Here is a 19,302-nt window from a genome sequence, read left to right as displayed (position 1 = left end):
AAGGACTGCACGTGGCAGACCGATTGCATGAAACCGGAACGACCAGACCCGCGAGTGCCGGAATACGCCGCGCCTCACGGCGCTTCTGGTCGCGACCGTTCACGCTCATTCGCCGGGTGTTCGGCCACGCGGTGTTTTCCAGCCTCACCCGCCGCATTCTGTTCTTCAACATCGCGGCGACCGTCGTTCTCGTCGCCGGCATCCTCTATCTCAACCAGTTTCGCGAGGGGTTGATCGATGCCCGCGTCGAGAGCCTGCTGACCCAGGGCGAAATCATTGCCGGCGCGATCTCCGCATCCGCCTCCGTCGATACCAATTCGATCACCATCGATCCGCAGAAGCTTCTCGAACTGCAGGCGGGCCAGAGCATCACGCCGGTGCCGAACGACGAGGACCTCGATTTCCCGATCGACCCCGAGCGGGTCGCGCCCGTGCTGCGGCGGCTGATCTCGCCGACCCGCACCCGCGCCCGACTGTTCGATGCAGACGCAAACCTGCTGCTGGACTCGCGCCACCTCTATTCGCGCGGCCAGGTGCTGCGCTTCGATCTGCCGCCGGTTGAAGATCAGTCGCAGACATGGAGCGAATGGGTTGCCGGCCTGTTCAACCGTATGCTGCAGCCCGGCAACCTGCCGACCTACAAGGAAGCGCCCGGCGGCGATGGCTCGATCTATCCGGAAGTGATGAACGCGCTCACCGGCGTTCGCGGCGCGGTCGTGCGCATTACCGATCGCGGCGAACTGATCGTTTCCGTCGCAGTCCCGGTCCAGCGGTTCCGTGCCGTGCTCGGCGTCCTGCTTCTTTCCACCCAGGCCGGCGATATCGACAAGATCGTGCATGCGGAGCGGCTGGCGATCATGCGCGTCTTCGGTGTGGCGACGCTCGTGAACATTCTCCTGTCGCTGCTTCTATCCTCCACCATCGCCAATCCGCTGCGCCGGCTTGCGGCCGCTGCCGTTCGGGTGCGTCGCGGCGCCAAGCAGCGTGAAGAGATCCCGGACTTCTCATACCGCCAAGACGAGATCGGCAACCTTTCGATCGCGGTGCGCGACATGACCAACGCGCTCTACGACCGCATCGACGCGATCGAAAGTTTTGCAGCCGACGTGAGCCATGAGCTGAAGAACCCGCTGACGTCGTTGCGCAGCGCCGTCGAGACGCTGCCGCTCGCCAAGTCCGAGGCCTCGAAACAGAAACTCACCGATATCATTTTCCACGACGTCCGCCGACTCGACCGGCTGATCAGCGATATCTCCGATGCATCCCGGCTCGACGCGGAGCTTGCCCGGACCGATTCGGCACCTGTCGGCATGGATACGCTGCTCGGCAACCTCGTCGATATTTCCAGACAGATCCGCACCGGCCGCAAACCGGTCGAGATCGATCTGGTCATCGACGCGAAGGGCGGGCAGAAACCAAACTACCTCGTCAACGGCCACGACCTGCGGCTTGGCCAGATCATCACCAACCTTATCGAAAATGCCCGCTCCTTCGTGCCGGAAAAAGGCGGTCGCATTGCCATCCGCCTCGCCCGGGTCAAGGACAAGGTGGTCGTCACCGTGGATGACAACGGTCCGGGCATTCAGGCCGAAAACATCGATCGCATCTTCGAGCGGTTCTACACCGATCGCCCCGATGGCGAGAGCTTCGGCCAGAATTCGGGCCTGGGACTGTCGATCAGCCGTCAGATCGCCGTGGCGCATGGCGGCTCGCTACAGGCGGAAAACCTTGTCGATCCCCAGACGGAGACGCTCAATGGTGCGCGCTTCACGCTGTCGCTTCCTTCGGGCGAAGAGCCATGAGCGACACGCAACGGGTCAATATCCATGCCACGGCGATCGTCGTCGGGACCCGCGGCATCCTCTTCACCGGTCCTTCCGGCAGCGGCAAATCCATGCTGGCGTTTGCCTGTCTAAGTGCCGCCAGACGCCAGGGCGTCTTTTCGGCGCTGGTGGCCGACGACCAGGTGTTTGTCTCGCGCGAGAATGATCGCCTCGTCGCACACCGGCCGCAGACGATCGCCGGCCTCATCGAATTGCGCGGCAGTGGCATTATCGAAGTAGACTCCGCCCCGTCAGCTGCCCTCGATCTTGCCGTGCGCGTCCTGTCGTCTCCGAACGACGAACGGTATCCGCCGGACAACGAACGCTTTGCGCTTTTGGGTCTCGGAGACATTCCACTGGTGAGATTATGGTCGCTCTTTCCGGAGCCACTTTCCGCGCTTTCCGGCCTTTTCCCGGCATTTCGAGGGGAGCGACCCTTCTGACCCGATCCGGCTCGCGATTTTTTAACTTGAACTTGATGCGGACATGGCGAAGATGGCTCCCCACCGCTGGACGCCTGTATTGCGTTGCGATATTGGCCGCAAGTTTCCATAGCAGGGGGCAGTTTTCATGATCGGAATTGTGCTTGTCACTCATGGCAAGCTGGCTGAGGAATTTCGACAGGCCGTCGAGCACGTCGTCGGACCTCAGAAATTCATCGAAACCATTTGCATCGGCCCCGAAGACGATATGGACCAGCGGAGGCAGGATATCGTCGATGCGGTCGCGAAGGCCGATGACGGATACGGCGTCATCATCCTCACCGACATGTTCGGCGGTACGCCGTCGAACCTTTCGATCTCGGTGATGGAAAGCGGCAAGACGGAGGTCATCGCCGGCATGAACCTGCCGATGCTGATCAAGCTTGCCGGCGTCCGAAGCGACAACAACATGGAGCGCTCGCTGGTGGAGTCCTCCGAGGCCGGCCGCAAATATATCAACGTCGCAAGCCGCGTGCTCAGCGGAAAATAAGAAAGCACTGCAAACGCATGTCTCCCCTTGCCCCACGGCATTTCACAATCGTCAACAAGCGTGGTCTCCACGCGCGAGCATCGGCCAAGTTCGTGCAGATGGTGGAAAGTTTCGAAGCCGATGTGAAGGTTTCAAGGGATGGATCGACAGTCGGCGGCAATTCCATCATGGGCCTGATGATGCTAGCCGCCAGCACCGGCTGTTCGATCGAGGTTTCCGCAAGCGGCCCGCAGGCTGTTGAAGCGCTCGACGCTCTGGAGGCGCTGGTTGCCAACAAGTTCGGCGAAGAAGCTTGATAACCATAGCAACCGAACGGACATAAACATATAAAGACGTCTTTATGTGTTGGTTGCAAGTCAGCCCCAAGCCTGTTACACCGCTGGCGAGATTTTTCGTCGACGCCCGGATGAACGGAAATCCGTTCCCCTGCCTTCGACACACCACGCGGAGAGCTTTATGAGCACTGACAAGGATTACATCGTCGCGGATATCGAACTTGCTGCCTACGGCCGCAAGGAGCTCGACATCGCCGAAACCGAAATGCCGGGCCTGATGTCGTGCCGCGAGGAATTCGGTGCATCGCAGCCGCTCAAGGGCGCCCGCATCTCCGGTTCGCTGCACATGACGATCCAGACGGCGGTTCTGATCGAGACGCTGAAGGAACTCGGCGCCGACATTCGCTGGGCCTCCTGCAACATCTTCTCGACCCAGGATCATGCCGCTGCTGCCATTGCAGCGTCCGGCATCCCGGTATTTGCCGTGAAGGGTGAATCGCTCACCGAGTACTGGGAATACACCGACAAGATCTTTCAGTGGACGGATGGCGGCTTCTCCAACATGATCCTCGATGATGGTGGCGACGCCACCATGTACATCCTGCTCGGCGCCCGCGCCGAAGCCGGTGAGGACGTTCTTTCCGTGCCCACATCGGAAGAAGAAGAGATCCTGTTCGCGCAGATTAAGAAGCGTCTTGCCGCTTCGCCAGGCTGGTTCACCAAGCAGCGCGATGCGATCAAGGGTGTGACCGAAGAGACCACCACAGGCGTTCACCGCCTTTATGATCTTTCCAAGAAGGGCCTGCTGCCCTTCCCGGCCATCAACGTCAACGACTCCGTCACCAAGTCGAAGTTCGACAACAAGTACGGCTGCAAGGAATCGCTGGTCGACGGCATTCGCCGCGGCACCGACGTGATGATGGCCGGCAAGGTCGCCGTCGTCTGCGGTTACGGCGATGTCGGCAAGGGTTCGGCTGCTTCGCTCCAGGGCGCCGGTGCTCGCGTCAAGGTCACTGAAGTCGATCCGATCTGCGCCCTGCAGGCTGCCATGGACGGGTTTGAAGTCGTCGTGCTCGAAGACGTCGTCGCCTCGGCCGATATCTTCATCACCACTACCGGCAACAAGGACGTCATCCGCATCGAGCATATGCGCGAGATGAAGGATATGGCGATCGTCGGCAATATCGGCCATTTCGATAACGAGATCCAGGTTGCGGCGTTGAAGAACCTGAAGTGGACCAACGTGAAGCCGCAGGTCGACATGATCGAGTTCCCGAAGGGCAACCGGATGATCCTTCTGTCGGAAGGTCGCCTTCTCAACCTCGGAAATGCTACCGGCCATCCGTCCTTCGTCATGTCCGCCTCGTTCACCAACCAGACGCTGGCCCAGATCGAGCTGTTCACGAAGCAGGGCGAGTACAAGAACGAGGTCTATATCCTGCCCAAGCACCTCGACGAAAAAGTTGCCCGTCTTCACCTCGGAAGGCTCGGCGTGACGCTGACCAAACTTTCTGACGAACAGGCTGCTTATATCGGCGTCTCGTCGCAGGGTCCGTTCAAGGCTGAACACTACCGCTACTGATCCGTAGCCGAACAATCCACAACATCTTGTGGCCGCAGCCTTGACAAAGGCTGCGGCTTCTTTTTTGGCCCCGCGCCTTCCCGCTCTCTGCCGCGGCAGGTATTGTTACAGCTCTTGATTCGTACTCGTTCGAGCCTCCGGCTTCGGGCAAGGTGCGATGTGGTATGTCTTGTCGATAAGCGGCAATTGGACGGAGACAGACCGGTCATGTCGGTAAGAAAAACGAGCCTGCGAAAGCAGGCCGATCTCATTTGTGGCGTGGCGATGAGCTGCGGCCTGGACGCCTGCAAAGAGGCGGCAAATGGGCGGTGGAAGAAAGACCTTGCCCGGCTTGCGCCGGTGAGCTTGGCACGTCCGGCTGCAGCGTTCCTGGCGGGGACGGTGCTCTCAGGCGTGGCTGGGATGGCGCATGCACAGGAGGCCGGCACGGTCGGTCCGCACATGTTCTCGTCGACCCAGGTGATCTGGTCGTCGCTGCTGCTTGGCGCGCTGGGGGCTGCCCTGCTGTCGGCCGTCTGGCTGGTTCGCCAGCGCGGCAACATGGAAGCCGAAACCCAGGATATGCGCAGCGCGCTTTCGGATGCGCAGCAGCGGATTTCCAAGTACGAAGCGCTGATCGCCGACAAGAACCGCCGCATCGTGGTGTGGGAAAGCGGCTACTCCAAACCTGAGTTCCTGGGCCAGCTGCCGGCTGAAACCGGTGCGCCGCAGCAGGATCGCGATTTTCTCGCCTTCGGCCGCTGGCTGCGCTCTTCCTCGGCAATCGAGCTGGAAAAGGCGATCGACGCTCTGCGCGGCGAAGCCCGCAGCTTCGATCTGGTTCTTGAAACCAACCGCGACGAAATCCTTGAGGTGCAGGGCCGCGTTTCGGGCGGAAAGGCGTTTGTCCGCTTTATCGCGCTCAACAACCTGCGCGCCGAGCTTGCCGAACTGAAGATCGAACGCGAACGGCTGACCCACTCCATCTCGCTTTTCCACTCGCTGCTTGACACGATCGAACAGCCGGTCTGGCAGCGCGACGCACAGGGCAGGCTTGCCTGGGTCAACCACGCCTATAGCGATGCCGTCGAAGCCAAGGTTCCGACGCAGGCCGTTGACGAAAGCCGCGAATTCCTGGGCACGATCGCGCGTGAGAAAATCCGCGCCGTCGCAACAGCCAACTCGCCTTTCCACGACCGCATCTCCACTGTCGTGCGGGGCAATCGTACCGTGTTCGACGTTGTCGATGTCGTAGCAACGAACGGTTCCGTCGGCATTGCGATCGATGTGTCGGAAGCCGAATCGGTGCGCGAAGAGCTGAAGCGGACGCTCAACAGCCACGCCGAAACGCTGGACCACCTCGCGACACCCGTCGCGATCTTCGACGGCGAACGGCGGCTGCAATTCTACAACCAGGCCTTCGTCCAGCTGTGGGGCCTTTCCCTGCCCTTCCTCGAATCGCGGCCGGATAATTCCGAACTGCTCGACAAGCTGCGCGCCAACGGCAAGCTGCCGGAAGAGCTCAGCTGGCGCAACTGGAAGGAATCGGCGCTGTCGATCTACCAGGCGCTCGATACCAAGACCGATACCTGGCATCTGCCGAACGGCCAGACGCTGCGCGTCATCGCCACCGCGCACCCTCGCGGCGGCGCCACCTGGGTGTTCGAAAACCTCACCGAACAGGTCGATCTCGAAACCCGTTACAACACGCTGGTCAAGGTTCAGGGCGAAACGATCGACCACCTTGCAGAAGGCGTGGCCGTGTTCGGCCCGGACGGCCGAATCACACTGTCCAACCCCGCTTTCCGTGCGCTCTGGGGCGTGACCGCCGACGAGACCAAGCCGGGCACCCATATCAAGGCGATCGAGAAAGCCTGCGCGCCATCCTATGACGAGCCGGACGGCTGGCGTCATTTCGGGCAGATGCTGACCAATTTCGATGACGAACGGGCCTCGATTCAGGGAACGTTCGAGCTCTATTCCGGCCTGATCCTTGATTATGCCGCGACGCCTTTGCCGAATGCCCAGACGATGTTCACCTTCGTCGACATGACGGCCAGCGCGCGCGCCGAGCGGGCACTCAAGGAAAAGAACGAGGCGCTGCAGAAGGCAGACGAGCTGAAGAACGATTTCGTCCAGCATGTTTCCTACGAGCTGCGCTCGCCGCTGACCAACATCATTGGCTTCACGGATCTCCTGAAGACGCCCGGCATGGGCGAATTGAACGAGCGACAGGCCGAATATATCGACCACATCTCCACGTCCTCGTCGGTGCTTCTCACCATCGTCAACGATATCCTTGATCTCGCGACCGTCGATGCCGGCATCATGCAGCTGAACTATTCGCAGCTGGCCGTGGACGAGCTTTTGGACGACGTAGCGATGCAGATCGCCGACCGGCTCCACGAAAATACGGTGACGCTGGAAATCATCGCGCCGACGGCACTCGGAACCGTGTTTGCCGACGAGCAGCGGCTGAAGCAGATCCTGATCAAGCTTCTGATGAACGCCACCAATTTTGCGCCCGAGGGATCCGCAATCTCGCTGAATTGCTGGCGCGACGAGAGCAACGTGTTCTTCTCGGTAACTGACAGAGGCCCCGGCATTCCTCCTGACATGCTGAAAACGGTGTTTGACCGGTTCGAGGCAAACGCCAAGGGCGGCAAGCGCAGCGGTGCGGGCCTTGGCCTTTCGATCGTCGAAAGCTTTGTGACCCTCCACAACGGCGACGTCTCGATCGACAGCCGGGCCGGACAGGGAACGGTTGTCACCTGTCGCATTCCGGTTGGAGCCCGCACCCGATCGGTCGCTGCCGAATGATCGCTGCGCCTGGCGATAGCATTGTCGTGACACTGGCCGACGAGGCCGAGACAATTCTGTTCGGCGAGGATCTGGTGCTGGCGCTGAAGGCCGGCGACTGCCTGGCTCTTTCGGGCGATCTCGGCGCCGGCAAATCGACGCTGGCGCGGGCCTTTCTTCGGGCCATGGCGGACCAGGACGATCTGGAAGTGCCAAGCCCCACTTTCACGCTGGTCCAGATCTATGAACTGCGCATTCCCGTGGCGCATTTCGATCTCTATCGGCTGGCCGATCCGTCTGAGCTCGACGAACTCGGTTTCGACGAAGCGCTTTCTTCCGGTATCTGCCTTGTCGAATGGCCGGAAATGGGCGGCGACCTCCTGCCCGCGGATCGCATCACGCTGACGCTCGAGCATGAGACGAGCGGCCGACGGGCGACGATTACGGCACCGGAAGCAGCCCTTGCCCGCATTCGCCGGGTGATCGCCATCCGCGAGTTTCTGCGCACTCACGGTCATGCCGATGGCCGACGCCGGTTCCTGACCGGCGATGCCTCGATGCGGGCCTATGAAACCGTTCTGACCGAATCAGCCGAAAAGGTGATCCTGATGGACTGGCCGAAGCGGCCAGAGGGTCCGCCGGTTCTCGACGGCAAGCCCTATCCAAAAGTGGCGCATATCGCCGAGGACGCCTATCCCTTCGTGGCGATCTCCGACTATCTACGCGGCATAGGTCTTTGCGCCCCTGAAGTGCTTGCCGTGGATTACGACCAAGGCATTCTTCTCATCGAGAACCTCGGCCAAGATGGTGTGCTCGACGAAGACGGGCAGCCGATCGGCGAACGCTACCGCGAAAGCGTCGTGGCGCTGGCCTATTTGCACGGCCATGAGATCCGGCAGGACCTTCCCGTCGACGGCTCCCAGACGCATCACATCCCGGATTTCGATCCGGTCGCGATGAAGATGGAAGCACGGCTTCTTCTTGACTGGTATCTGCCGTGGAAGCGCGGCGGGCAACCTGGAGCGGACGAGCGAGAGGAGTATCTCTCGATCTGGGACGGGCTGATCGCAGAGCTCGGAAGCGCGGAGAAAAACCTGCTGCTGCGCGATTTTCATTCCCCGAACATCATCTGGCGTAGCCAAGCCTCCGGCGTGCACCAGGTGGGCCTGATCGATTTTCAGGATGCGATGATCGGCCCGACGGCTTACGACCTCGCGTCACTGGTTCAGGACGCCCGCGTCGATATTCCCAAGGTTCTGGCCGATCAGATGATGATCGACTACCTGACGCTGCGCCGCGCACTGGGCGGATTTGACGAAGCGGGTTTCCTCAAATCCTGGGCGATCATGGCGGCACAGCGCAACTGCAAGCTTGCCGGGCTCTGGGTTCGACTGCGCGAACGCGACGGCAAGCCGCAATATATGAAGCATATGCCGCGAACATTGCGCCATCTTTCGACGGCACTCGCGCATGAAGCACTCGCGCCCTTGCGCGATTGGTGCCACAGGGCTGGTATAGAGCTTCCCGAATCATAAATACGGTTGCATGGACATGACCAACACCCCGATCACGCAGGCTATGGTGCTGGCGGCAGGGCTCGGTACCCGGCTTCGCCCGATCACCGATACGATGCCGAAGCCACTGGTGCCCGTTGCCGGAAAGCCGATGATCGATTACGGGCTCGATGCCCTGGCCGACGTCGGGGTAACGCATGCGGTCGTCAACGTCCATCACTTCGCCGACCGGATGGAAGCGCATCTCGCCGCCTATCCGCGCCTTGAAATCATCGTGTCCGACGAGCGGGCGCAGCTGATGAACTCGGGTGGTGGCTTGAAGCAGGGTCTGTCCCTGCTTCAACGAGGCTTTGTCTTCGTCATGAACGCCGACCTGTTCTGGATCGGTGAAAAGCCAGGCGAGCCCACAAACCTTGAGCGTTTGGCCGAATTTTTCGATGCTGAGCGCATGGATATGGCGCTGCTTTGCGTGCCGCTGGAGTGCACCACCGGACACAACGGCAAGAAGGATTTCCAGCTTTCCTCCGACGGAAGACTGTCGCGCTACACCGAAGGGCAAGACAACCCGGTCGTCTATGCGGGTGCGATCGTCATGCACACGTCGCTTCTCGACGACGCGCCTGATGATGCCTTCAACCTCAACATCTATTTCGACCGCGCCATCAAGAACGACCGGCTGTTCGGCCTCGTGATGGATGGCGAATGGATCACCGTCGGCACGCCGGAAGCGCTGCCTGAAGCCGAAGCCGTGATTGCCCGCCACAAAGCAGGGGCCTGATCCGATGTCGGATGCATCGCCGAACCGCCTCTTCTCCATCCCGTCAGGTGCGCCTTTCCTGAAGACGCTAGCCGCAGCACTCTGCGACGGTCGGCTGAACGAGACGTTTCGCTATAACCCGGACAATCCGCTCTCGCTGGCCGATGTCACCATTTTCGTGCCGACCCGACGTTCGGCCCGCGTGCTGCGCTCGGAATTCGTCGATCTTCTCGGCGGTCGCGCCGCGATCCTGCCGGTCATCCGGCCGCTTGGCGAAACCGACGACGATCAGGGGTTTTTCGATCTCGTGGCGCCCGAGGAAATGGATCTGGCCCTGCCGATCGGCGGCACGGCGCGACTGCTCGAACTCGGCCGGCTGATCCTAGCCTGGCGCAACCAGTTGCCGAAGATCGTGCTGGATGTGCATTCGGAATCGCCGCTTGTCGCGCCCGCAAGTCCTGCGGATGCGATCTGGCTTGCCCGTGCGCTGGCGGAACTGATTGATGCGATCGAAACCGAGGAACGCGACTGGAAGGATCTCGACAATCTCCAGACCGGCGAACATGCGCTGTGGTGGCAGCTGACCGCCGAATTTCTGAAGATCGCCAGCGGCTTCTGGCCGACGCGGCTTGAAGAGCTGAAACGCTCTTCGCCGGCAAAGCATCGCGCTTCGATCCTGCGCGGCGAAGCGCGACGGATTACCGAGCGGGAGCACAAAGGCCCCGTGATCGTTGCCGGCTCCACCGGGTCGGTGCCGGCAGCGGCCGAGCTGATCGCAGCGATCTCCAGGCTTGCCGAAGGTACTGTCGTCCTGCCGGGCCTCGACATGACGATGCCGCAGGACCAGTGGGACATGGTGGGCGAGGAAACCTTCGACGGCAAGCCCGACCCTTCGAGCCGCAGCCATCCGCAATTCGGTTTGTCCCGCCTGTTGAAGAAGATCGGTGCCACGCGCGAGGATGTCACTGTCATCGGCGAGACAGAGGCTGATCTTGCCTTTCGCGCCGAGGCGATCTCGCAGGCGCTGGTGCCCGCCAAGGCGACCGATCGCTGGAGTACATGGCGCCAGGAGGCCGACCCTGAAAGGCTGCGCGCGGCCTTTGCCGATGTTTCGCTGATCGAAGCTGCCAACGAGCGCGAGGAAGCGGTGGCGATTGCCATCGCCTTACGGCTGGCGCTGGAGAAACCCGGACGCAACGGTGGCGAGGCCCAGGCGGCGCTAATCACGCCCGACCGCGCGCTTGGCCGCCGCGTCACCGCAGAGCTTGCCCGTTTCGGCATCCTCGCCGATGATTCGGCCGGTTCGGCGCTTTCGGGCACGCCGCAGGGCACGTTGACCCAGCTTCTGCTGGAAGCGACGCTTCGGCCAGGCGATCCGGTGGCGATCGTCGGCCTGTTGAAACACCCACTGATACGGCTTGGCCTTCCGCCTGCCGAATTGCGCGCCGCGATCGATGCGCTGGAAGTGCTGGCGCTGCGCGGTGGCGTCGGCGACATGGATATCGCCGCTCTCGAGCCGCTTCTCGATGCACAGCTGACCGCAATCCTTGAAGATCGCCACATGCCGCATTGGCGCAGCTCGTTGCCTGAAGGTGCGGTTGCTCAGGCAAAGGATATCGCAAAGCGGATATCGGCGGCGGTGGAACCGCTGGTCAGCGCGTTTATCCGCCGCCGTCCCGATGGACGCGGGTTGACGGCAAGACTGACGCTGTCCGATTGGGCGACGCGCACCGGGCGTGCGCTCGAAGCCCTTTGCATCGACGAGCGCGGTGATCTCTCGGTACTCTGGTCCGGAGAGCCGGGCGAACGTCTCTCGGGCCTGCTCGGCGAAGTCATCGAGACGGAAGGCCAGATCGAGGCCGACGGACCGCAGTGGATCGACATCGTCATGGCGCTGACGACAGGCGAAGCGGTAAAGCCGCGGTCGCTGGCGCATCCGCGGGTGTTCATCTTCGGCACGCTGGAAGCGCGGCTGCAGAGCGTCGATACAATGATCCTCGGCGGTCTCAACGAAGGCTCCTGGCCGGGACAGACGGTCAACAATCCGTTCCTGTCGCGCTCGATGAAGACCGATATGGGGCTGGAACCGCCCGAACGTCGCATCGGCCAGCTGGCGCACGATTTCGAAATGGCCTGCGGCACCCGCAACCTGATCTTTTCCCGCTCCACACGACAGGGATCGACACCGACGGTCGCCTCCCGCTGGCTGCAGAGACTGCTGGCGCTGGGCGGCAAAAGTTTTGCCGACGAATTGAAGGCGCGCGGCAAGGATATCCTGCATTGGGCATCACTGATCGATCGTGGCGACAACCAGCAGCAGGCCAGGCGCCCTGCCCCCAAACCGCCGGCGGAGCTGCAGCCGGTCAAATATTCGTTCAGCGAAGTCGGACGGCTGCGTCGCGACCCCTATTCGATCTATGCACGGCGTATCCTCAAACTCGATCCGCTGGCGCCGTTCAACGAAGATCCGGGTGCGGCACAGCGCGGCACGCTCTACCACGCCATCATCGATCACTATACGCGCGAAGGACACAAGCCCGGCACACCGGTTTCACGTGAAGCAATGCAGCGCATCACGCGGGAGCTGTTCGACGCCGAACAGCTCCCGCCGCATATAGACCGGGTCTGGCGGCCGCGCTTTGTCGAGGTGGCGCGGGCCTTTCTCGACTGGGAAGAACGGCGCGCACCGGAAGTGCGCAGCAGCGTGACGGAAGCCGGTGCCGGTTTCGACGTCGAGAGCGCTGGCATTCGCGTTACCGGCATTGCCGACCGGATCGACATCAAGCGCTCCGGCGAGGCCGATATCATTGACTATAAGACCGGCCTCAACCCCTCAATATTGCAGGCGAGGTCGCTGCTCGATCCGCAACTTGCCTTGGAGGCAGCGGCGCTGCAGGCAGGCGCCTTCAAGACGATGGGCATCCAGCGGCCCGGCGATCTTCTTTATGTCCGGCTTCGACCCGGCGACCGGTTCAAGGAAGACCGGATCAACAATGAGGGCGCAACCGCGAATGCCAAACGCCAGCCGAAATCGGCGATCGATCTGGCGCAGGAATCGATCGACCAGTTGACCAAGTTCGTCATCAAGCTGCGTCAGGGCGATGCGGGGTTCGCCTCGCGGCTGGTGCCGTTTGCCCAGGGCGATTTCGGCGGCGAATACGATCACCTCGCCCGCGTTGCCGAGTGGTCGACCGCCGATGACGATGGAGAGGCAGACGCCGATGAGTGATCTTTTCACCGACCTTCCGGATAACCCGGCTTCGGACCTGCCGGATGGAGACGACCCGCTTCATTGGATCGACTGGACGACGGTTCAGCAATCGCGTGCCTCGGACCCGGCCAGTTCCGCCTGGGTGTCGGCCAATGCCGGCTCCGGCAAGACGCATGTGCTGACCCAGCGGGTGATCCGGCTTCTACTTGCCGGATGCCGTCCCTCCGCCATCCTCTGCCTCACCTATACCAAGGCCGCAGCGTCAGAAATGTCGAACCGTGTGTTTCAGCGATTGTCGGAATGGACGGTTCTTTCCGACGAGGAGTTGCGCGCGCGGATCGCGGCTATCGAAGGTCATGAGCCGGATTCCCTGAAGATTGCCGAGGCGCGGCGGCTGTTTGCGAAGGCGCTGGAAACGCCGGGTGGTCTCAAGATCCAGACGATCCACGCCTTCTGCGAAGCTCTGCTGCACCAGTTTCCGCTGGAGGCCAATGTGGCCGGCCATTTTTCGGTGCTCGATGACCGCGCCGCCACCGCCCTCCTCTCCGAAGCGCGGCGGTCGTTGCTGACGGCCACATCCGCCGAGGACGATCCGGATCTGGCGGAAGCCTTTGCCCACGTGCTCGATCTCGGCGACGAGTTCGGGCTGGAGACGCTGCTCTCCGATATCGTTGCCAGACGAACCGCGATCCGCAAGTTCACCGCGCAGGCGGAAAAGAACGGCGGCATCGGCCCGGAACTGAAGCGGGTCTTAGGGCTCGATCCTGCCGATAGCGAAGACAGCATTGCCGCTACCTATTGGCCGCTGCCCCAGCTTTCCGGCATCACGCTCGATCTCTATCTGTCGCTTGCCGATCAGAAGGGCGGCTCGACCGTGCATGAGGTGGCTTATGGTTTGCGCCTGGTCGCCAAGGAGACGGATGTCTTCAAGCGCGCCGCTTATCTCGATTCCATCTTCCTGACCGCCAAGGGAACGGTGAAGGCGGATCGCAGCCTGATCGCCAGCGCCATGACCAAGATCGCACCGGAGCTTGCCAACGCGATCGATGCGGCGCGGGAGCATGTTCTGAGCTGCCGGAACCGGTTGCGGCTGTTCCGGCTGTTTGCGGCCACCAAGGCGGCGCTGACACTTGCCGCACGTCTCACCGACGACTACGAGGACCTGAAAAGGGGCCGCAGCCTGCTCGATTTTGAGGATTTGATCGCCCGGACCGCAGATCTTCTGACGCGCGACGGCGTCGGCGCTTGGGTGCATTACAAGCTCGACCAGGGGATCGATCACATCCTGGTCGACGAGGCGCAGGATACCAGCCCGATCCAGTGGACCGTGATCAAGTCGCTGGCGGAGGACTTTTATTCCGGCAACAGCGCGCGCGATACACGTCGGACGATGTTTGCCGTCGGCGACGAGAAACAGTCGATCTATTCGTTCCAGGGCGCGCGTCCCGAGCGATTTGCCGAGGAACGCAGCGCGACGCAGAGGCAGGTTGCGGCCAGCGGCCAGCCGTTCCACGCGATCCGCCTGCCGCTGTCCTTCCGGTCGACAGCCGACATTCTTTCTGCCGTCGATCAGGTGTTCTCGATCGAGGAAAATGCCAAGGGCCTGTCCGCGATCGGCGATCCGGTGCAGCACCGTTCCAACCGCATGGGTCATCCCGGCGCGGTCGATCTGTGGGACGTGGTGGCGCCGGAGGTTTCCGAACAGGAAGACGACTGGACGGCGCCGTTCGATTCGACCCCGGACAAGGCACCGGCTGCCATTCTCGCCTCTCGCATCGCCGCCCGGATCGGCGAGATGATCGGCCGCGAGACGATCATCGAAAAGGGCGTGGAACGGCCGATCGAGCCTGGCGACATTCTCGTTCTCGTGAGAAAGCGCGACGCCTTCGTTAACGCGCTGACGCGGGCGCTGAAACGTCGCGACAACATTCCCGTAGCAGGCGCCGACCGGTTGAAGCTGACGAGCCATATCGCGGTGCAGGATCTGCTGGCGCTTGGCCGCTTTCTGCTTCTGCCGCAGGACGACCTGTCGCTGGCGGCGCTGCTCAAAAGCCCGTTGTTCGATCTGTCCGAGGAGGATGTCTTCGAGGTTGCGGCGCTCAGAGCCGAAGACGACAGCGCCTGGGCGCAGCTGAAGCGTCTTGCCGAGGAACAGCCGCTGCGGTTTCGTGATGCAGCGGAGCGATTGCAGCATCTGCTGACGCTGTCGCGCCTGCTCAGCCCGCATGATCTCTACGCCCGTATTCTCGGACAATATGGCGGACGGCGGAAGTTTCTCGGACGGCTCGGCACCGAGGCGGGCGATATTCTCGATGAATTGCTCACCTTCGCGCTCGATCACGAGACATCCGGCCTGCCTGGCCTGCAGGCTTTCGTATCCACGCTGGAGCTGGAAAGCCCCGAGGTGAAGCGCGAACAGGATGGTGGCCGCAACGAGGTGCGGATCATGACCGTACATGCTTCCAAGGGCCTCGAAGCGCCGGTCGTGTTCCTCGTCGACAGCAACTCAAAATCCTTCATTCCGTCGCATGTCCCGAAATTCCGGTTGCTGAAGACCGTCCATGGCGATGTTCCGGCCTGGCTTGCGGGAAAGACTTTGTCCAACCCGCTGACGGCGGCGGACGACGAGCGGTTGAAGACATCTGCCGAAGAAGAGTACCGGCGACTTCTCTATGTGGGTATGACCCGCGCTGCCGATCATCTGGTGATTTGCGGCTATCGTGGCAGCCGCGACAATCCTGACAGCTGGCAGGCGATGATCGCACGTGCCTTGTCGGCGAGCGGTCAGCATTGCAGCCCGACTACATTCTCCGGACCCGAGGGCGAGTGGAACGGCCTGTCCTGGCGTTTGCCCCAGGCGCCCGGCAAGGCTGCTGCCAAAGCGGACCACGCAGGTGCAGGCGGCTCGGAACGGGAGGCATTCGCCCCTACCCTGCCCACTGCCCTCTCCCGGCCGCTTCCCCCACGAAAAATCCTGCCGAGGCCACTTAGCCCGTCTGGTGCCGGCACGATGATCGATGACGACGATGATGATCTGATCGTCACATCGCCGCTGTTCGGCGACAAGGCGACCGGTAGCCTGGCGCTGCAAAAGGGCAAACTCGTGCATCGGATGCTGCAGATGCTGACCGACTTCCCGGACGGTGAACGCGAGGGTGCAGCCCGGCGTTATGCCGACCGCGCCGCCCGCTTCTGGCCGCCGGCTGAGCGACAGAAGCTAGTTGAGAGCGTCATGTCTGTTCTGTCCCTTCCCGAGCTCGCGCCGGTATTTTCTGCGCGCAGCCAGTCGGAGGTCTCGATCATGGGAACGCTGACGCTGGAGGGCCAGGACTACGCGATCTCGGGCCGGATCGACCGGCTGGTCGAGATGGAAGACCGCGTCATCATCCTCGATTACAAGACCAACCGCTTTCCGCCGGGCACTGCGGAAGACGTGCCATTGACCCACAGGGCACAGCTCTCCATCTACCGCGAAATCCTCACGCCTCTTTATCCGGGCAAAGCGATCGACTGCGTGCTCGTCTACACCGAGACGGCAAAGGTAATCCCGCTGGGTGTGGAGCTGATGTCCCGTTCGCTTGCAGAACTTAAGACAAAGTGACATGACGGACATTGAAAATAGTGAGTGCCGATCTCACATCTGGGTCAACAAGAATCGAAGGAGAGCCCAATGGCTACCGTGAAAGTCGATACAAACAATTTTCAGGCTGAAGTTCTGGACGCCGTAGAGCCGGTCGTCGTCGATTTCTGGGCCGAATGGTGCGGCCCCTGCAAGATGATCGCTCCGAGCCTTGAAGAAATTTCGACGGAACTCGCTGGCAAGGTGAAAGTCGTCAAGCTGAACATCGACGAGAACCCGGAACTGGCTGCCCAGTTCGGCGTGCGCTCGATCCCGACCCTCGCCATGTTCAAGGGCGGCGAAGTGGCCGACATCAAGGTTGGCGCTGCGCCGAAGACGGCTCTCGCAGCCTGGATCTCCAGCGCCGCTTAAGCGTCTGTTTCACGTGAATCCAAAAACCCGGCTGAGCGATCAGCCGGGTTTTTTGTTATCTGCTGTTGATAGATCCTGTCCGTTATCAGACCGGTGGCGTGCCATTGTCGGCCAGCACATTGCCGGCGAAATAGAGCGAGCCGCCGATCAGGATACGGGGTGGGGGACTGCCGGGCAGCTGGCGGCGGGTGATTTCCTGCAAGGCTTCGATGGTGGAACCCGCGGGCTCGGCCACCAGACCAGCATCGAACGCCGCATTGGCCAGCACGACCGGATCGAGGCCTGCCTCGCTATCGCGGATGCGGACGGTAAAGACGTGTTCGCCGAGATCCGCAAAGGCCCGGAAATAGCCGACGGGATCCTTTGTATTGATCATGCCGGTGACGAGGTAGAGCGGCCGGGGCTGGCGTTCCTCGAAGGCGGCCATGGCTTCGGCAATCACTTCGCCTCCGGCCGGGTTGTGCCCGCCGTCAAGCCAGATTTCCGAACCCGGGGGCGCGAATTCGAGCAGTTTGCCTTCGACCAGCTTTTGCAGGCGGGCCGGCCATTCGACCATGCCCATTGCCTTTTCCATCGTCGCATCCGTTACCGTGAAACCGGCGGCCTTAACGGCGCGGATGGCAGCAGCGGCGTTGGCGAACTGGTGGCGACCGGGAAGACGCGGCAGCGGCAGGTCCTGCAGGCCGTCTTCGTCCTGGTAGATTAGCCGGCCGAATTCCTCGTGAGCTGAGAAATCCTGGCCATAGATGGAGAGCGGACAGCCCAGCCGTTCGGCAGTCGCAACCAGAACCTCGCGGGCCGCGTCGAATTCCTGGGCGCCGACCACGACCGGGCGACGGCGCTTCATGATGCCGGCTTTTTCCGCTGCGATCAGTTCGACCTTGTCGCCCAGATAAGCTTGGTGATCGAGCGCGATCGGCATGATCACCGAGACGGCGGGGTCGGTGATGACGTTGGTCGCATCGAAGCGACCGCCTAAGCCCACTTCCAGCACTACGGCATCGGCGGGCTGCTCGGAAAAGATCAGGAAGGTTGCCGCTGTCAGGATCTCGAACACGGTGATCATCTGGCCGGCATTGGCATCGCCGACGCGGCGCAGCGCATCCGCCAGCAGGGCATCGTCGACAAGCTGGCCCCGGCCGCCCTTCACGCCGATGCGAAAGCGTTCGTGCCAGCGCACCAGATGCGGCGATGTGTGGACGTGCACGGCATAGCCACCCGCTTCGAGAAGCGCGCGGCAAAAGGCGGTGCAGGACCCCTTGCCGTTGGTGCCGGCCACATGAATGACCGGCGGCAGTTTCAGATGTGGATTGCCGAGCATCTCAAGGAGGCGGGTAATGCGCTCGAGCGACAGATCGAAACCCTTCGGGTGAAGGGTCATCAGCCGCTCGATTTCCTGCTCGGCCGCACTTGCCACGGGCTGGTTCATCGTCGTCATCCCGAAGCTCCGGCTCCGATCACGTTAGGTCAGAACCGGTGTTCAGGCGCTGACGGCGACAGGGGCGGGAAGGAATTCCTGATCAGGCTGTCTCATCAGCATCTTCAGGATCCGCGCCAGCGTTGCCGGGATATCGTGGCGCTTGACGACCATATCTACCATGCCATGCTCAAGCAGGTATTCTGCGGTCTGGAAGCCTTCCGGCAGCTTTTCGCGCAGGGTCTGTTCGATCACGCGCTTGCCGGCAAAGCCGATCTCGGCGCCCGGTTCGGCGATATGGACATCACCCAGCATGGCATAGGAAGCGGTCACGCCGCCGGTGGTCGGGTTGGTCAGCACACAAATATAGGGAAGGCCTGCTTCCTTCAGCATGTCGACGGCAACCGTGGTGCGGGGCAGCTGCATCAGCGACAGGATGCCTTCCTGCATGCGGGCGCCGCCAGAAGCCGGGAAGATCACCAGCGGGCACTTTTCCTTCAGCGCACGCTCGGCCGCCTTGACGATCGCTTCGCCGGCCGCCATGCCGAGCGAACCGCCGATGAAGTTGAATTCGTGCACGACGGCGACGAGTTTAACGCCATGGACGGAACCGAGACCGGCGAGGATAGTGTCCTCCTGATCGGTCTTGATACGGCTGTCCTTCAAGCGGTCAGCATATTTCTTGGAGTCGCGAAACTTGAGCGGATCCTGGGCGACCTTCGGCTGCACCAGCGATTCGAACTCGCCGTCGTCGAACATGTCTCTCAGACGCGCCTTGGCCGGCATCTTCATGTGGAAGCCGGAGGCGGGGATGACCCACTTGTTCTCTTCGAGATCCTTGTGGAAGACCATTTCCCCGGTTTCCGGGCATTTGATCCAGAGATTTTCCGGAACGTCCCGATCGGGACGGCCGAGCATGGAGTTGATGCGCGGCCGGACGTAATTGGTGATCCAGTTCACTGGGCGTACTCCGAGTTTGGAC

Annotated in this window: 13 protein-coding genes; 11 read left to right on the top strand and 2 right to left on the bottom strand. The window is 61.9% G+C overall.

What is annotated here, in order from left to right:
• Positions 1-62 precede the first annotated feature (62 nt).
• From ASG19_RS22230 to trxA, 11 genes are all read left to right on the top strand, one after another.
• Positions 63-1,802 (top strand): sensor histidine kinase, encoded by a 1,740-nt coding sequence (locus tag ASG19_RS22230; protein WP_156466591.1) that lies wholly within the window; start codon positions 63-65, stop codon positions 1,800-1,802.
• Positions 1,799-2,266 (top strand): serine kinase, encoded by a 468-nt coding sequence (locus ASG19_RS22225; protein WP_062462980.1) that lies wholly within the window; start codon positions 1,799-1,801, stop codon positions 2,264-2,266. Before ASG19_RS22230 ends, ASG19_RS22225 begins: the two co-directional genes overlap by 4 nt.
• Before the next feature lie 127 nt (positions 2,267-2,393).
• Positions 2,394-2,795, top strand: coding sequence for a PTS sugar transporter subunit IIA (locus ASG19_RS22220; RefSeq protein WP_062462977.1), 402 nt, complete (start codon positions 2,394-2,396; stop codon positions 2,793-2,795).
• A 17-nt stretch (positions 2,796-2,812) separates the two neighbouring features.
• Positions 2,813-3,091 (top strand): HPr family phosphocarrier protein, encoded by a 279-nt coding sequence (locus tag ASG19_RS22215; RefSeq protein ID WP_062462974.1) that lies wholly within the window; start codon positions 2,813-2,815, stop codon positions 3,089-3,091.
• Between the two features lie 160 nt (positions 3,092-3,251).
• A complete protein-coding gene (gene ahcY / locus ASG19_RS22210; RefSeq protein WP_062462971.1) occupies positions 3,252-4,652 on the top strand; it encodes an adenosylhomocysteinase in 1,401 nt (466 codons plus the stop codon).
• Between the two features lie 207 nt (positions 4,653-4,859).
• Positions 4,860-7,451, top strand: a complete 2,592-nt coding sequence (locus tag ASG19_RS22205) for an ATP-binding protein (RefSeq protein ID WP_062462968.1) — start codon at positions 4,860-4,862, stop codon at positions 7,449-7,451.
• On the top strand, positions 7,448-8,965 hold the full coding sequence (gene tsaE, locus ASG19_RS22200; RefSeq protein ID WP_062462965.1) for a tRNA (adenosine(37)-N6)-threonylcarbamoyltransferase complex ATPase subunit type 1 TsaE: 1,518 nt from the start codon (positions 7,448-7,450) through the stop codon (positions 8,963-8,965). Before ASG19_RS22205 ends, tsaE begins: the two co-directional genes overlap by 4 nt.
• Positions 8,966-8,981: 16 nt before the next feature.
• Positions 8,982-9,722, top strand: a complete 741-nt coding sequence (locus ASG19_RS22195; protein ID WP_062463067.1) for a nucleotidyltransferase family protein — start codon at positions 8,982-8,984, stop codon at positions 9,720-9,722.
• Positions 9,723-9,726: 4 nt separating this feature from the next.
• Positions 9,727-12,930 (top strand): double-strand break repair protein AddB, encoded by a 3,204-nt coding sequence (addB, locus tag ASG19_RS22190; RefSeq protein WP_062462962.1) that lies wholly within the window; start codon positions 9,727-9,729, stop codon positions 12,928-12,930.
• Positions 12,923-16,513 (top strand): double-strand break repair helicase AddA, encoded by a 3,591-nt coding sequence (gene addA, locus ASG19_RS22185; protein WP_062462959.1) that lies wholly within the window; start codon positions 12,923-12,925, stop codon positions 16,511-16,513. Before addB ends, addA begins: the two co-directional genes overlap by 8 nt.
• A gap of 69 nt (positions 16,514-16,582) precedes the next feature.
• Positions 16,583-16,903, top strand: coding sequence for a thioredoxin (gene trxA / locus ASG19_RS22180; protein ID WP_062462956.1), 321 nt, complete (start codon positions 16,583-16,585; stop codon positions 16,901-16,903).
• An 85-nt stretch (positions 16,904-16,988) separates the two neighbouring features.
• Here the strand turns inward: trxA and ASG19_RS22175 are convergent, their stop codons facing one another.
• Both ASG19_RS22175 and accD read right to left on the bottom strand, forming a co-directional pair.
• On the bottom strand, positions 16,989-18,341 hold the full coding sequence (locus ASG19_RS22175) for a folylpolyglutamate synthase/dihydrofolate synthase family protein (RefSeq protein ID WP_062462953.1): 1,353 nt from the start codon (positions 18,339-18,341) through the stop codon (positions 16,989-16,991).
• A 42-nt stretch (positions 18,342-18,383) separates the two neighbouring features.
• Positions 18,384-19,280 carry an acetyl-CoA carboxylase, carboxyltransferase subunit beta gene (accD, locus tag ASG19_RS22170; protein ID WP_062462950.1) on the bottom strand — a complete coding sequence of 299 codons (897 nt, stop codon included), beginning with the start codon at positions 19,278-19,280 and terminating at the stop codon, positions 18,384-18,386.
• Positions 19,281-19,302 lie beyond the last annotated feature (22 nt).

The sequence above is a fragment of the Rhizobium sp. Leaf306 genome (genome assembly GCF_001423425.1).
In the GTDB taxonomy this organism is placed as follows: domain Bacteria; phylum Pseudomonadota; class Alphaproteobacteria; order Rhizobiales; family Rhizobiaceae; genus Neorhizobium; species Neorhizobium soli.
This window is presented reverse-complemented; position numbering and strand designations above follow the sequence as displayed.